This window comes from Nibricoccus aquaticus, assembly GCF_002310495.1.
Lineage (GTDB): Bacteria > Verrucomicrobiota > Verrucomicrobiia > Opitutales > Opitutaceae > Nibricoccus > Nibricoccus aquaticus.
The window spans coordinates 655649-671909 of sequence record NZ_CP023344.1; the positions used below are offsets into that span (position 1 = coordinate 655649).

The window sequence follows — 16261 nt, forward strand, 5'->3', positions numbered from 1 at the left end:
ACGCCACCCCGAGCCTTCACTCCTCCCCGAGCACTTCGCGCAACGTCTTCAACAGCGTCTCCGCCGTGTACGGCTTCGGCATGAAATGCCTCACACCCGCGCCCGCCGCCTTCGCCACCTTCCCGTTCGCGTCGTGCCCGCTCGCGCCGATGATCTTCACGTGCGGGTTCATCCGTTGCAGCGCGATGATCGTCGCCGGTCCATCCATCACCGGCATCATCATGTCCGTGATCACCGCCGCGATCTCCGCCTTCTGCTCCGCGTAAATCCCCACCGCCTCCGCCCCGTCTTTCGCCGTGATCGCCCGGTAGCCATGCCGCTCCAGCGTGCGCGCCAGCGTTGTGCGGATCGCCTCCTCGTCATCCACGACTAGCAGCAACTGCCCCTGCCCGCGCGGCAGCGGCGCCCGCGCGATCTCTTCGTCCGTCGAAGCTCCCGGCTGCGCCGGCAGGTGAATTCGAAACGTCGAGCCTTTGCCCGGCTCGCTGTACACATGGATGAAACCGCCGTGATTCCTCACGATCGCCTGACTCGTCGCCAGCCCCAGCCCTGTGCCGCGCCCCACATCCTTCGTCGTGAAAAACGGCTCGAAGATCCGTTCCAGCTTGTCCAGCGGGATGCCCTCGCCCGTATCCACGACGTCGATCCGCACATGCGGCCCCGACCGCGCCTCGGGATTGAGCGATGAGTAGTTCGTGTCCAGCGTCACGTTCGCCGCGTGGAGCTTCAGCTCCCCGCCGCCGGGCATCGCATCGCGCGCATTCACGCAGAGATTGAGCAACACCTGATGAAGCTGCGTCGCATCGCCCACGAGCGTCCACAGATCCGCCGACCACGCCCGCTCGATGCGGATCGATTTGGGAAACGTCTCCCTGATCATGTGCTCCACATCGCGGAGCAACCGCCCCGCGTGCAACGGCGCGCGCTGCCCCTCCACGCCGCGCGCGAAGAGCAGCACCTGCTTGATCACCTCCGCGCCCCGCCCCGCGCTCAGCTCCATCGCCCGGATCGTCGCCAGCGCCTCCGGATCGGTCACGCTCTCCCGCACGATCGGCAGCCCCATGAAGATCGGCGCGAGCACATTGTTCAGATCGTGCGCGATCCCGCCCGCCATCGTCCCGATGCTCTCCATCCGCTGCGACCGCAGGAAGTGCGACTCCAGCCGCTTCCGGTCCGTGATGTCCGTGTTGATCGCCAGCACCGACCTCGCCGCCCCCGGCGCTCCCGGGAGCCGCGTGCAACGGCTGAAAATAATCCGCTCATCCCCCGTCTTCGTGCGCGTCTTCAATTCCCCCGCCCACTCCCCATCGCGCAGCACCGCCGCCTTCGCCTCATGAAACGGTGCCGCATCCTTGTACAGCAGCGGCGTCTCATCGCGCCCGATCATCTCCGCCGCCGTGAATCCAAAAAGCCGCTCCGCGCTCTTGTTCCAGTATGCCACGCGGTCGTCCGGCCCGCGCACCACGATCGCATCCGTCGCCTTGTCCAGCAGCATGGCCTGCTCGCGCAACTTCTCCTCCGCCGCCCGCCGCTGCGCCGACAACGCCGCCAGCACATGCGCCGTCGTCGCCAGGCACGTGATGTAGATCTGCATCAACCAGAACGCCTGCGGAGAACTGAACCGCCCAAACGGCCCCAGCCCCTGCGTCGTTCCCCACAACGAAATCGCCACCAATAAAAACGTCGCCACTGCCGCCCCGTGCGCACCGAACCGCAGTCCCGCCCAGATCACGAACGGATACACCACAAACGCCAGCGGAGCATCCCCCGCGAGCTGCGGTGCGCCCCATAAAAACACCATCATCGCCGCCAGCAGCAGTCCGCACAACAACGCCCCCAGCTCGATCACCCGCGCGCGCGTCCACGCCCAGTGGATCGGCAGCCGCCACGCCAGCAACGCCGGGCTCATCACGATCACGCCCATCGCATCGCCCAGCCACCACGTCAGCCAGCCCGAGCCCAGCCGCGACCACGGCAGCAGACCCGACCACGCCATCGTCAGCGCGCCCATACTCGCCGCCACCATCGTCGCCACCAGTGCCGCGCCCGCGCCGAACCGCACGAGCCCCGGCAGGCTTTGCAACAAATCATAGCCCGCCGCCCAACGCCGCACCAGCCGCGCCGCCACCCACGCGCCGGCTGTCGCCGCCACTGCGATCCCCAGCGAATACACCGGCCCCGGCGCGCCTTGCATGTTCGCCAGCCACGATCCCAGAAAAATCCCCGGCAGCACCCACGGCCCCAGCCACCACACCAGCGCCACCGCCACGCCCGCCGGCGGCCACACCGGCGAGATGGCCCCGCCCACGATCGCATACGCCAGCCCCACCCTCGCCATCACGTAGTAACCGGCAAACGCCAGCAGCACGCGCCCGAAAATACCGGGCAGATCGAGCGCCCCTTGGCGCTCAGGGGGTAGAAAAGCAGGCGAGGAAAACATCAGAGTAAATCAGGCGGCTTCAGCAACGCGTCACGCTGGATGAGAAAATTTTCCACACGCATTCAGACGACGGACCCAACCAGTAACCGGGACTAAACTACGGACCATCGAAGGACTGCGGGCGCAGGGATGACGCCGCGCACTTCTCCGGCGAAACACCGCCCATTGCACGCCAATTTCCATCCCTCGCAGCTCCACGCCTCGCCCGCGCCGCCGCCCACCACGCCCGCATCACTCGCTCGCTACATCCGTCCGCCTGGCTGAGCGCCGTTTCCGGCGCAGCAATCCGCGCACACTCCAGAGCAGCAGCAACGCGTTCGCGCCCGCCATGCACACTGCGGAGGGCGGCTGCACCCGGAACGCCACGCCATGCATCGCCAGCACCAGCGCCGCGCCCACGAAATCCCCCGCCCGCGCGGACTTTTCCCGCAACTGCACGAGCAGCACCGCCGCCCACACCACCAACGCCGCACCCGCCGCTAGCCAGCCGAAGCGCACCGCGAGCGCCGCCTGCGCATCCTCACGCGCCAGCAAGACGCTCAGCAGCCAGAAGAGCAGCTGGTTGAAATAAAGAAACCCGGTGACCAGCACCGAGATGAGCTGCGCGTTCACCGGAAACTGGCCCTGCGCATCGACCGGCACGCGCGCCAGCATCGCGCACCCCGTGCAGCAAAAATAATCACGCCCCGGCTCCACGCGCGTGACCTTGAAAGGCAGTCCGCAATAACGGCAGGCGACGGGCGTCATCCTTCGAGGATTTCCGAATCGAGGTGCTGGATGATGAGCTCCTGGATCGTCGCCAGAAACACATAACACATGAACACGGGCCGCATCGGCTCCGGGAGTTCGTCAATCTCGACGTCCCCCGATTCGAGCGATTCGTCGCCAAAATTTTTCAGGTATTGCTCGCGCATCCGCAGACGCAGCGCGGCGCAGGCGCGCAGGATCGGCTCCGCGTTTTCTTCGTCGAAGGCGATCATGCCGCTCTCGAAAAACTCCTTGTCGAACATCGCGAGCAGTCGGCTGAGCCCGTCCTTTTGAGTCACGAGCAGATCGGCGTTCCAGACTTCGTGCATGTCTTCGTCCACCTCCACGTGTTCGAGCGGCACGGCGAGGCGGTCCTGCAACGAGTCCGCGACCGTCTTCATGACGTCGAGTAACGGGGCAACCACCGGCAGACTCAACTTGACCTCAATTCTTTTCATCCGGCTCGATGATCGCGGTCAGGTGCCATTCGTGAAGCGTGAAAGCGTAGGCCTCCGCTTTTTCCCGCAGCCCGCTCCAGACCACCGAGCGGCCGAGTTCGTGGACTTCCAGCATGTGCTTGCGCGCGGTCTGCTCGTCGAAGCCGAAGACCTTTTTGAAAACGAGCACGACGTAGGACATGAGGTTGACCGGATCGTTGAGCACGACGACCCGGCAGACACCGGCGAGCGCGAGCTCGGTGTGCGTGTCGTGTTGCGGCTGCGTGGCGGATAGAGTCGTGGTCACGTGACGCGCAGTAAACGCCCCGCACCGCGTCGCGCAACCCGCAAGGTGGCGCCAGCTTCAGCTCACATGCACCCATCTCCCCCGACACGCACGTCAGCACTCCAGCCGCGCCGAATAAAAAAGACGCACGGTGTGAACCGTGCGCCTTGAGAAAAACCCGGAGCGTTCTCCGCGTGTACTTAGAGTGAGTTCACCTTCACGCGGATGAAGCGCTGGCCGACGCCGCCGATGTCGCGCACCCGGATGCGTTCGCCTGCGGCGCCGAGCGAGGTGCGTTCCATTTCCTGCGTGGGCAGTCCAGAGCCGTTTGAGACGCTCGTGCCGTAAGCATGGCCAGCCGTCCACGTCTGCATATTGGCGGAAACTTCCACGGTATAGACCAGGTCGGGGCGGTTGGCGGGACGGATGAAGGAGATCTCCATGCGTTTCGTGCCGCTGACGTTGGCCACGGTGACTTGAGTCACTGCGACGGTGTCAGGCGAAGAAGGCGAAAGATCGAAAGCGTACTCAAGCAGGTTGCCCATGCCGTCGCCATCGGGATCGGCAGAGCTGACGCTGTTGATGTCGCCGATCTGTTTGTCCTGAGCCCAGGCGGCGTACGCGGATTTCACTTCGAGCGTGAGCTGCTGCGTGCTGCTGCCTCCCGCGTTGGTCACCGTGACGGTGACGACGTAGTTGCCCGTCGCCTGAGTGACAGGGACCGAGCCCGAGATGGCACCCGTGAGATTATTGATGCTCATGCCCGTCGGCAGGCCGGCGGCCGCGTACACCGTGGGCGAATTGTTCGCCACGATCTGGAAATTAAAGGCGACGCCCAAAACCACGCGCGCCGAGGAAGCGCTGGTGATCACAGGGACCGAGATGATCGGAGCCGTCACCGTGAGCGAAAGTGCGCGCGTACCGGAGCCGCCGGCATTGGTCGCCGTGAGCGTGATAGGATAAATACCCGCCGCGACCGAAGTCGAAACCGAGCCCGAGATCAGGCCGCTGCTCGTGTTGATGCTCAGGCCCGAAGGAAGTCCGGTGGCGTTGTACGAGGTCGGGGAGTTGCTCGCCGTGATCTGGTAGCTGAACGCCGTGCCGCGCAGAGTGCTCTCAGCGGCCAAGCCGGAGATCACCGGAGCGGAGGGCAACGGATTCGTCAGCGTGAGCGAGAAGGTCTGCGTGCCGGTGCCGCCGGCGTTGGTCGCGTAGAGCGTCACCGAAGAAACACCCGCCGTGGCTGAGGTGGACACCGTGCCCGAGATCAGGCCGCTGCTACTGTTGATGCTCACGCCGGAAGGCAGTCCGCTCGCAGCATACGAAGTCGGGCTGTTGCTCGCCAAAACCTGGTGGCTAAAAGCGGAGCCGATCACCGCGCTGCCCGAGCTCGCGCTCGAAATCACCGGTGCGGACGGGAGCGGAGCGGTTACCGTGAGCGAGAAGGTCTGCGTGCCGGTGCCACCGGCATTGGTCGCCGTGAGCGAGACTGAATAAACCGCCACCGTGGCCGACGTGGAAACCGTGCCCGAGATCAAGCCGGTGGAGGTGTTGATGCTCAGGCCGGAGGGAAGTCCGCTCGCACCATAAGAAGTCGGGCTGTTGCTCGCCACGATCTGGTGGCTGAAGGAATTACCCCGCACCACCGATCCGGTGGAGCCGCTCGTGATGGACGGAGCGGCCGGGACGGGATTGGTGAGCGTGAGCGAGAGCGTCTGTGTGCCGGAGCCGCTGGCATTCGTGGCGGTGAGATTCACCGAATAGACGCCCGCTGTGGCCGAGGAGGAAACCGTGCCCGAGATCAGGCCGCTGCTGGTGTTGATGCTCAGGCCGGAGGGAAGTCCGCTCGCGCTGTAGGAGGTGGGCGAGTTGCTGGCGGTCACTTGGAAACTGAACGAGGCGCTGATCACCGCGCTGGCGGAAGCGGCGCTCGTGATCGCCGGTGGCTGAGCGGCGGAAGAGACCACGCTGCCCGTGATTTCGTAGCGGCCGAGGCTGCCGTAGTTCGTGTAGCCCGTGCCCGGGACGGAGCCTTCGCCCACACCCGTGATCGCCAGATAATAAGTACCGGCGGCGAGCGTGGTGGAGATCGAGGGATAGAGAGAACCCGTCGGATTGGAGGTGGCCAGAGTGTTGCCCGAGGCATCGGTCAGAGTCGCGCTGGCGTCGAGGTCAGCCTGCGCGCTGACACTGCCGGCCTCGGCGACCAAGGTGAACGTCACGCCGCCACCCGAAGTCGTGAAGCTGTACATATCCACATCGCCGCTACGCTCAATCGTTCCGACCGTGGACACCGTGGACCCGCTGCTGAAGCGCAGCGCGCTCGCCGTGGCGCGCGTGGCCGCGGCGTCATCGGTCATGTAGCCCGCGCGGTTGCGGGAGTCGGAGATGATCGCGAGGTCGTTCTCGGTGTTGTTACCGGAATTGCCATTGTTGCTGTAGTTGCCGTTGCTCCACTGAATGACGCTGGAGTAGTAACCGCTGCCCATGATCGGCGCCCAGCTGGTGGCACCGGAGCCATGGCCGCTGTAGTAACCTTGATAGAGATTGCCCGAGGAATCGTTCAGCCCGTCGTGCGAGAGACCGAGCGTGTGGCCGAGCTCATGCGAGATCGCCTCGGAGACATAGCGGGCATTGACCCCCAGCATGTCGGCAAACACCCAGCACGGGATCGTGCTGCTCATGCTGCTGCCGGATGCGCTCAAAGAACCGATGTAGGCCACACCGCCCGCGGAGCCATACCAGCTGCTGGTCTGCGTGACGATGCAGCGCATGCGGCTGCCGGCCGGAGCGTTGTCGTAACGGCTGCGGCTGGTCGTCACGTCGATGTTGAATGGCCGGTAATCTTCCGACACGCGCTGCCACACCTCGGTGATCTGCGACGCAGAAAGCCCGCTCGCGGACGCGTTGATCGCGTTGCCGCCGTTCCAGTAAGAGTCAGTGACGGTCTCGCCGTCGAAATCGAGATATGCGACCACCGTGGCCGTTGGCCGGCTGCTCAGCAGATACTCAGGGGAGGCCGCAGCCGATGTCGTAAGCGTCGAGGAATCAGGAACCACATAACTCTCGGCGATCGCCCCGCGCTGCGCGTCGCGCACCACCGCGCGCGAAACCACCACGACCGGCAGCTCCATGCACACGACCGAACCCTTGTTCTTTTCCAAAAGATACGCCGCTCCATCGGTGCCGGTCTCGATCTCATAAGCAACCTTGCCCTCAGTCGGGAAGATCACACCGCCCAGACGGCTCTCGTCTTCACCGAGGCTGAACGTGCCCTTGATGTCGCCGGTCAGCTGGCCGCCGACCAAAACCTGGCCGCCGGATTCGCGCTGCACGATATTGATGCGCCCGGTGACGAAACGATTATCGGGCAACGGCAGCTGGATCGTGTCACCCTGGCGGAGCGACGACAGGCTGCCCTCAACCAACTCTATCAAGCGGGCCGAGCGGATCGTGGCCTCAGCGGCGGATGGCGTGGCGAAACGAGCGGCGATCACGGCGGGCTTGCCGGGGACGACCGGCGTTTCAAAACGGTAGATCGCACGCGAAGCCGTCGTGACCGTGGAAGCAACCGCAGGGGAAATCGCCTCAGACGATCCCATGCTGGAAAAAACCGACGCACGGGCGGGGGCGCTGACCACGTGGCCGGTGGCCGCGTTTTCGGGGGTGGAATTATGGCTGAGTAAAAACGCTGTCACACCAACAACAACGAGCAGAAGGACCGAAAAAATCCGGCGAGAGAATGTGTCCTTTTTGAACATGCGCCTCTGTCGGAACGAAGCGCGCACCGGTCAACGAATACACCTCACGTGTCCGGGTTTTTACATCCTGTTTGAGTGTCGGGTGAGGTGCGCACCTTATCCGAACACCGAATACGTAAAGTTCCTATGAAGGCTCCTCTTTGCGGGAACTAGACTTGCATCGCATTTTTTCGCGCCGCCCCGCCGTGAAATCAGTCGGTCAACGTCAAAAAATAACGAAGGCGCGGTCCGCAAGGAACCGCGCCCAAGGTGAATCGGAAAACGTTTTCCCGTGTTTCGCTTTTCTTAGCTTTTCGCCGCCGCCGTGCGCACCGCCTCGGCGATCTTCGCCTCGGCTTCAGCCAGCGGGAGCTTGGTCACCTCTTTCGATGTGCGCCACTTCAGCTCCACCACGCCATCTTTGAGTCCCTTGCTGCCGATGACGATGCGCAGCGGGATGCCGATCAGATCCGCATCCTTGAACTTCACGCCCGGCCGCTCGTCGCGGTCGTCGATGAGCACATCCGCGCCCGCCGCCTCCGCCGCCGTCGCGATTTTTTTCGCCACGCCCGCCGCCTCTTCGACTTTAGGATCGAGCAGACAGATCAACACCTGGAACGGAGCCACCGACCACGGCCAGACGATCCCGTCCGCGTCATGACTCTGCTCGATCAGCGCCTGCATCGTACGGCTGATGCCGATGCCATAGCAGCCCATCACCATCAGGTGACTCTGCTTCTGATCGTCGGTGTACACCGCGCCGAACTTCTCGGAATATTTCGTCCCGAGTTTGAAAATATGTCCGACCTCGATGCCGCGACGCACCTTGAGCGGCTGACCTGACTTCGGATCAGGCTCGCCCGGACGCACGCGGCGGAAATCGCCAAACGACGTGATCGCGAGATCGCGCGCCACGTTGACGTTGCGCACGTGGAAACCGTCCTTGTTCGCACCGGTGGTGCCGTTGCCGATGAGCCGGATCGCATGATCGGCGAACACGCCCGCAAGCGCGCCCGCGTTTTTGATCGTGCCTTTAACCGCACCGAGACTGCCCGGCTTCGCACCGAGCACCGGCTCGATCTCTTCTGCCGTCGCCGCACGCGTGACCGTGAAACCCAGCGAACCTAGCTTCGCCTCTTCGAGTTCGTCATTGCCCCGGATAATCACGATGAACGGCTTCCCGTCGCCGATGAAGACCAGCGTCTTGAACTGCTTGTCACCCGGCACCGAGTAAGGCGCCGCTTCGAGCGCCGCGATGGTCAGCACACCTGGCGTCGCAAACTCTTCGAGCGCCCCGGCAGGAGCCGCGTCCGCCAGATCCTTCGGCACGATGCCGCTCGTGGCCTTCTCGCGATTCGCCGCATAGCCGCTCTCTTCATTATAGATCACATCATCGTCGCCGATCTCGGCCGGGATCATGAACTCATGGGAAAAACTCCCGCCCATCACGCCCGTGTCCGCCTCGACCGCGATGGCCGTTGCGCCCACGCGTTTGAAAAACTTTTCGTACGCCGCCTTGATCGCGTGGTAGCTCTTGATCGCACCCTCGTCGTTCGCGTCGAACGAGTACGAATCCATCATGATAAACTCGCGCGCACGCATCAGACCGAAACGCGGCCGGATCTCGTTACGGAACTTCGTGGCGATCTGATAAAAATTCTTCGGCAGGTCGCGGTAACTCGTGATCTCCGCCTTCACCAGCGGCGTGATGATCTCCTCGTGCGTCGGCCCGAGCACAAACTCCGGATCGCGTCCCGCGCGCTTGCCGTCGCCCGCGCTGTCCGCGCGAAACATGATCTCACGAGCCGCTGCCCAACGCGGTCCCTGCTCCCAAAGCTCGGCCGGATGCACATGCGGCATCCACAACTCGATGCCGCCCGCTCCATCAATCTCCTCGCGGCAGATCTGCGTGATCTTCTGGAGCGCCCGCAGACCGAGCGGCATATACGTGTACAACCCGCCGCCGAGCTTGCGCACGAGCCCTGCCCGCACGAGCAGCTTGTGCGAGGCGATTTCGGCGTCAGCCGGACTCTCTTTGAGCGTGGGAATAAAGAACTGTGACCAGAGTTTCATGAAGCCCGCGACCGAAGCAGCGCCCACAGGGTGGCGCAAATTTATTTGCGAGCCCGCCCGCCCGCGCGATTACTCCCGCCCTTCCGCTCATGCCTGACTCTCCTCTGCCGTCTAAAAAACCCTGGCCCATGAAATGGGTCGTCCTCGCGATCGTCATCGGTCTCGGCACGTACACCTACGTCACGCTGAAATTCCGCAAAGATCCGGCCACAGCACACCGCCCCATCGAAGACGCCAAGGAACGCTTCACCGTCAGCCGCCTCCGCCAGGCCGGCTACCTGCGCACGCCCGCCATCGCCGAGCGCCCCGCCGATCCGTCGCGCACCCTCGCCGGACTTCTCCGCCCGCTGGCCGAGGTCAAAGACGCCCCCGCCGGAGTCCCCGCCGAACTTTCCGAGACCTTCGCCGAACTGCCCAAGCTCCCTGACTCGTTTCAAAACGTCTCTGCCCCCGCCAGCCACACGGCGATGCTCCCCTACTCCATCCAGTACGTCTGCCAGCTCCCCGACAACAGCGGCGTCCTCGGCGAGACCCGCGTGTATGTGAAAGATAACGACATCGCCATCATCACCGACTTCGACCGCATCGACGCCGACCTGCTCGCGCGCACGAAAGACGCCACCGTCCTCCTCCAGCTCCCCGCCGGCATCTTCCGCTCGGGCGAAACCTTCCAGATCACCCTCGTCGGCAAAACCGGCTCCAAGCACTGGACCCTGCAAGTGCATTGACGCGCCCGCCCCGCTCGTCGAAAAACTCCGCACACTTCCTCGATGAGCAACAGCGCCACTCCCTCGGCCACGACGACCACGATCAAGCCGACCGATCTCCGCGGCATCCTCAAATACGTCCCGCGTTTTCAGGACCAGATCTTCGTCATCGCCCTCGATGGCTCCATCGTTGCCGACGAAAATTTCGGCAACCTCCTTGTCGACATCGCCGTCCTCCGCAGCCTCGGCATCAAAGTCGTCCTCGTCCACGGCATAGGCCAGCAGCTCCAGGAACTCTCCACCTCGCGCGGCATCCCCATCAGCGACGCCTTCGGCACCGGCGCGACCGACGCCGCCACGCTCGACCTCGCCATCCGCGCTTCTTCCCGCGTCTCGCACGTCATCCTCGAAGGCCTCACCCAAAACGCGCTGAAGTGCGCCATCACCAACGCCGTCCGCGCCCTCCCGCTCGGCATCCTCAAAGGCGTCGATCACCAGTTCACCGGCCGTGTCGATCGCATCGACACAGAGTTCATCCTCACGCTGATCAACAAGAGCATCATCCCGATTCTCTCCCCCATCGGCTACGGCCCCGACGGCAAAGCCCTGCGCGTCAACTCCGACCTCCTAGCCGCCGAAATCGCCGAAGCCCTCCACGCCTCGAAAATCATCTACCTCGCCCCGCAGTCCGGTCTCGAAATCAACGGCGACGTGAAACGCGAAATCTCGATGGACGCCCTTCGTGCGCTCCTGAAAGACCAGCCCGACGCCATCCCCGAGAGCACGCGCAGCAAAGCCCTCCACGCCATCAAAGCCATCGAGACCGGCACCCCGCGCGTCCACCTCGTGGACGGCCGCATCTTCGACGGCCTCATCAACGAAATCTTCTCCAGCGAAGGCGTCGGCTCGCTCATCTACGGCAACGACTATCAACAAATCCGCCGCGCCAAACGCAGCGACGTCCGCGCCATCTACAACCTCACGCGCGGCGCCGTGAAACGCGAAGAGCTCGTCTACCGCACCCAGCAGGCCATCGAGAAAAACATCGACCAGTTCTTCGTCTTCGAAATCGACGAGAATCTCATCGCCTGCGTCTCGCTCTATTTCTACCCCGACAAACCGACGCTCGCCGAAGTCGGTTCGCTCTACGTCCTGCCCTTCTACCACAACCGCGGCATCGGCCGTAAGATGGTGGACTACGCCTGCATGATGGCGAAAGAACGCGGCGCCAAAACCATCGTCGCCCTCTCCACGCAGAGCTATTCCTTCTTCACGAGCGCTCTCAACTTCGAGGAAACCACCAAAGACATCCTCCCCGAAGCCCGCCTGAAGCTCTACGAAGAAAGCGGCCGCAATCCGAAGGTCTTGGTTAAACAAGTTTGAGGCCTTCTGTCTCACATCGGGGCTCAGACGGGCTATCTACGAACGCCGTCTAGCTTCGTTCGAATAAACTCCCCAATGAAAAGAGCACTTCTGCTATACGCACTGCTCACATTCAGTGGCGCAGGCACCATCCTGGGATTGGTCAAAATAGCCCCACATGAATTCAAAGGAACCAAAACAACCGGGATCGTTAGAGACTACATCCGAATCGAAGGTAGCCGGACACGGTGGAGGCCGGTGATTGAACTAACAAGCGCCCCAACGGATGTTCGCGTGCCCGCCATCATCGACTGGCGGAGCAAATGGTACGATGTGGGAGAAACCATTCCCATACTAACTCTCCCCGGTCACGGCCCACTCGCCGGATCGTTTATCGTTCGATGGAGCTTCGTGTTTTGGATGCTGCTGATTTTTTCGTTCTGCGCGTACCAGATTATCAAAACACTCAGGATGAAACCTGAGGACCATCGAAGCACTCGCTAGTGCCGCTGAACCTCCCCTTGACGTTTTGCACTCTCCGGCAAACTTACCGCCATAACGATGCTTGAGCTCAAACAGGAGATTTCCCGTCTCTCCCTGCGCGAACGCCACGAGCTCAACGCCTACATGATCCGCCTCCGTCACGAACGCCCAGAATGGCGGAAAATGATTTCCAAGCGTATGAGCGAGATGGACGCAGGGAAAAAGCTCACGGTCGCCGAACTGGAAAATCGCCTCACCAAACGTGGCTAAACGCGGTGCCGCGTCCTGACGCTTCCGCCCTCTGGTCCGACGGCTAAACCCGCCTTCTCCGACTCACTTCTTGTACGGAAACGGCTGCGACCCCACCAGCACAGGCAACGCCCGCGATTCGATCCGCGTCCCCGCCGCCACGGTAAACCCGCGCAAAAACTCCGCCGCCACCAGCATCTTCCCGCCCGGCCGTTGCAACCGCAGCAAACGCACAGCGCCTCCGCCCGTTGCCACCAGCAAACCCTCCGCATCCGCTCCGATGACTTCCCCGGGAGCGCCGGCCTCTGGCCGGCTTCCGATGTCAGATACCGACGAACCGTCGCCGCTCCCAGCTCCCTCCGCCGCCACTTCTGCAAGCCCCAGTTTCACCACCTGCCCGCCAATCTCCACCGAACACGCCGGCCACGGAAAAAGCCCGTTCACCCGTGCAGCGATCACCGCCGCCGGTTGATTAAAATCCAGCGCCCCATCTTCCTTCGCGAGCTTCCGGCAAAACGTCGCCCGCGCTTCATCCTGCTCAACAAACACCAGCGTCCCCTCAGCCAGTTTCGGCAACGTCCTCTTCAACAGCGGCACACATGCCCCCGCCAGTTTTCCCTCGATCTCCAGCGTCGTGTCGCGCGGCTCGATCGCCACGCGCTCCACATCCGCCACCGGACCCGCATCGAGCTTCCGCAAGATGCGCATGAGCGAAACGCCCGTCTCCTTTTCGCCGTTCGCCACAGCCGTCTGAATCGGCGAAGCCCCGCGATACTTCGGCAAAATCGACGCGTGCAGATTCAACGTTCCCAACCGCGGCGCCGCGATAAACGCATCCTTCAAAATATGCCCGTAAGCCATCACGAGTGACACATCCGCGTTCAGCCCCGCCAGCTCCACGCGCGTCTCCTCGGTCACTTTCTCCGGCTGAAAAACCGGCAGCCCCCGCGACAGCGCCCACATCTTGATCGCATTCGCCTGCACCTTCTGCCCGCGCCCGACTGCCCGATCCGGCTGCGTATAAACCGCGATCACCGTGGCCCACGCACTCCCCTCGCCCACCAGCCATTCCAGCAACGGCAGCGCGATGCCATCGGAGCCCATGAAAACAAGTCGGAGCGGTTTCATCATTGGTGCTCAGTTTTGAATCGCGAAGACGCCAAGAAGCAAAGAGCCAAACTCAGTCTCTGCCTTTGCTTCCTTCCTTAGCGTCTTCGCGTCTTTGCGAGTCAACAAACCACCGCTCACCCGAGTGCTCACTTCAGCGTCTTGATCCACTTCCCCACCGCAGCGCTCAACTTCGCAAACGCCGCAGGCGTGGACGGCTTTTCCAGCCCTTCGATCAACGTCCAGTGCTCGGTGAGCTGCACGTTTTCGCCAGGAGACAATTTTGTCAGCGGGCTCAACGTCTCGAACTCGATCATCTCGCCATTCGTAAACGTTTCCCACGCGCAACCGAGATCCGGATACGTCGCACCTTTGATCACCGGCGAGTACTTCACAAACGTCACGCCGCCAACCCAGTACGCGGACCAGCCCGCGTAATTCGTGATGCCCAGCTTCTGAGGCGCTTTCGCCTTCGGCACGTTGATGCCTAGGAAATCTCGATTCATCTCCCAAACCGGCAACGACAGATCCGTGTACGTCCACGGCACCAGCGCGTACTCCGGCAACAAATCGCCATTTGCATGATCGCCTTTGGGCGGAAGCGGCAGGACGCCGTAGCCGCCACCTTTCAACATCGTGAGCGCCCAGGCCGCGCACTCAACCGGCCAGAGTCCGTGATTTGTCAACGCATGCGTCAGCTTCACCGTGCGATCACCCGTGAGCTCGATCTTGAGCGCCTTCTGAATGCCCGTCTTCTCTTCAACCGGCTGTGCGAGCGCGATGCCGTTCTTCACCGGCTTCATCGCGAGCAACTCATCATCGGGCTGGTACGTGCGTACCGCGTGCTCCGGCGAATGCCACAGACGATGCCCGCCGCGCAGATTGTAGCCGTTCGCACGCGGCGCATCGGGCGCGAATTCAAAAAACAGATTCTTCGCCTTCGCGCCGCGCGGTTTCAGCGAAATGATGCGCGGCCCGACCGAAGTCGTGACCGTGAGTTCGAGGGCTTTGGTGGTCAGCGTCAGCGCTTCACCACCGCGATAATCACTCTTCGAAGGTTTCATACTTGGAGTCGTTTTCTTCCACCACTTTTTCATTCGATCTCCACTTCGGCCGATGCGGTAGACCCCGCGCTTCCTTGCCCGAGTAGGGTGTGCCGGGCTCGTGCTTTTCTTTGCCGACGAGATCGAAATAGATCGGACAGCCGTTCAGGCCAAACTCATCGACCATGCCCGACTCCAGATAACGACGATACTGCTCGGTGAGCTTCTCTTCGCGGTTGCAGAAAATCTTGATGCGAAACGGACGCGTCCCGGTCTGCGTCGCGTAGTACACGCGGAAACGTTTTCCACCCACCGCCGGAGGCGGCGTGCGTTCGGCGAGATAGCCGATGATCTTGTTCAACTTCGCCGTCGAGATCTTGATATCGAGCGTGCGGTTGAGCTTCACCGCCGCGTTCAGCATGCGATCGATTTCGTAGCCGCTCATCGCCGATACGAAGATCAGCGGCGAGCCCGGCGTGAAAAACAAGCGCTCGAAAACGGCCTTCTCGTACTTCTCGCGATAGTCGCGCTCGCTCTTGTACCCCGGAATTCCGCCGTCCTTCTCGAAGGTCTTCTTCACGAGATCCCACTTGTTCACGATGATCACGATGGGCTTCTTCTCCTTCACCGCTTCGCCCGCGATCGCCTTATCCTGCTGTGTCACGCCGTCCATCGCGTCGAGCACGAGGAAAACGACGTCCGTCTCTTTGATCGAGTCGAGCGAGCGCAGGCGCGAAAAATACTCCACCGGCGAAGCCAGCTTCGTCGCTGCCTTGATGCCCGCCGTATCGATGAGCTTGAACGGGTACATCGCGCCATCGCGGCCCTTGAATTGAAAATCCAGCGACACCGCATCGCGCGTCGTCCCAGGCACGTCGCTGACGATCAACCGGTCGCTATCGAGGAGCCGGTTGCTCAGCGACGACTTTCCTACATTCGGCCGCCCGATGAAGCAAACGCACAGCGGTTTCTCCGCCGAGCGATCTGGCAAATCTTCCAACGGTATCGGTCCTAGCTTCGTGAGAATCGCATCACGCAAAACGCCTTCGTTCGCGCCGTGTTCCGCTGAGACGCGCACCGGTTCGCCAAGGCCGAGGCGATACGCTTCCGCGAGGTCAATCTTGTCCTCGTTGAAGTCCGCTTTGTTCACCACCAGCAGCACGTCCTTTTTGCTCTTCCGCAGCATCTGCGCGATTTTCAGATCGAGCGCCGTCATGCCTTCAAGGCCATCGACGACGAACAGAATGAGATCCGCCGTATCGATCGCGAAACCCACCTGCGTCTCCGACGCGTCGATGAGTTTCGCCGGCGTGATGTTGCCGTCCTTGAAACCGAGACCGCCGGTATCGAGCAGCGTGTAATCGCCGTCCTTGATTTCCGTCATGATGACGTCGCGCGTGACGCCCGGTTGGTCATGGACGATGGAAATGCGCTTCTTCGCCAGCCGGTTAAACAAACGGCTTTTGCCGACGTTGGGACGGCCTACAATAACGACGGTGCGTGACATAAATTTGAAGACAGTGGACGGAATAAACGCGAAGGGCGCAAAGGAAGAATTCTTCCCCTGCGCCCGTTCGGGTTTCGAGT

At 62.5% G+C, this 16261-nt stretch carries 12 protein-coding genes; 3 read left to right on the forward strand and 9 right to left on the reverse strand.

Annotated features, from left to right (window positions below):
• Positions 1-16: 16 nt before the first annotated feature.
• From CMV30_RS02785 to CMV30_RS02810, 6 genes are all read right to left on the reverse strand, one after another.
• A complete protein-coding gene (locus CMV30_RS02785; RefSeq protein WP_096054610.1) occupies positions 17-2440 on the reverse strand; it encodes an MASE1 domain-containing protein in 2424 nt (807 codons plus the stop codon).
• A 231-nt stretch (positions 2441-2671) separates the two neighbouring features.
• Positions 2672-3187: a hypothetical protein gene (locus tag CMV30_RS02790; protein WP_096054611.1), complete on the reverse strand. Its 516-nt coding sequence runs from the start codon at positions 3185-3187 to the stop codon at positions 2672-2674.
• Entirely contained in the window at positions 3184-3588 is a 405-nt protein-coding gene (locus tag CMV30_RS02795; RefSeq protein ID WP_245844378.1) for a hypothetical protein, read from the reverse strand. Before CMV30_RS02795 ends, CMV30_RS02790 begins: the two co-directional genes overlap by 4 nt.
• A 43-nt stretch (positions 3589-3631) precedes the next feature.
• The gene (locus CMV30_RS02800; protein WP_096054613.1) at positions 3632-3931 is read right to left on the reverse strand and encodes an ATP-dependent Clp protease adaptor ClpS; all 300 of its coding nucleotides are present in this window, start codon (positions 3929-3931) and stop codon (positions 3632-3634) included.
• A gap of 179 nt (positions 3932-4110) precedes the next feature.
• Positions 4111-7512, reverse strand: a complete 3402-nt coding sequence (locus CMV30_RS02805) for a putative Ig domain-containing protein (protein WP_217494445.1) — start codon at positions 7510-7512, stop codon at positions 4111-4113.
• A 444-nt stretch (positions 7513-7956) separates the two neighbouring features.
• On the reverse strand, positions 7957-9723 hold the full coding sequence (locus CMV30_RS02810) for a proline--tRNA ligase (RefSeq protein WP_096057580.1): 1767 nt from the start codon (positions 9721-9723) through the stop codon (positions 7957-7959).
• Between the two features lie 89 nt (positions 9724-9812).
• On the opposite strand from CMV30_RS02810, the gene CMV30_RS02815 reads away from it, so the two are divergent.
• The 3 genes from CMV30_RS02815 (at position 9813) to CMV30_RS02830 (ending at position 12545) form a co-directional block, all read left to right on the forward strand.
• Positions 9813-10451, forward strand: coding sequence for a hypothetical protein (locus CMV30_RS02815; RefSeq protein WP_138223084.1), 639 nt, complete (start codon positions 9813-9815; stop codon positions 10449-10451).
• A gap of 42 nt (positions 10452-10493) precedes the next feature.
• On the forward strand, positions 10494-11813 hold the full coding sequence (gene argA, locus CMV30_RS02820; RefSeq protein ID WP_096054616.1) for an amino-acid N-acetyltransferase: 1320 nt from the start codon (positions 10494-10496) through the stop codon (positions 11811-11813).
• Between the two features lie 540 nt (positions 11814-12353).
• Positions 12354-12545, forward strand: a complete 192-nt coding sequence (locus CMV30_RS02830) for a hypothetical protein (RefSeq protein ID WP_096054618.1) — start codon at positions 12354-12356, stop codon at positions 12543-12545.
• Between the two features lie 63 nt (positions 12546-12608).
• On the opposite strand, the gene fmt is transcribed toward CMV30_RS02830, so the two are convergent.
• From fmt to der, 3 genes are all read right to left on the reverse strand, one after another.
• A complete protein-coding gene (gene fmt / locus CMV30_RS02835; RefSeq protein WP_245844379.1) occupies positions 12609-13655 on the reverse strand; it encodes a methionyl-tRNA formyltransferase in 1047 nt (348 codons plus the stop codon).
• Between the two features lie 125 nt (positions 13656-13780).
• Entirely contained in the window at positions 13781-14695 is a 915-nt protein-coding gene (locus tag CMV30_RS02840) for a hypothetical protein (RefSeq protein WP_096054619.1), read from the reverse strand.
• Positions 14676-16181 carry a ribosome biogenesis GTPase Der gene (der, locus tag CMV30_RS02845; protein ID WP_096054620.1) on the reverse strand — a complete coding sequence of 502 codons (1506 nt, stop codon included), beginning with the start codon at positions 16179-16181 and terminating at the stop codon, positions 14676-14678. Before der ends, CMV30_RS02840 begins: the two co-directional genes overlap by 20 nt.
• Positions 16182-16261 lie beyond the last annotated feature (80 nt).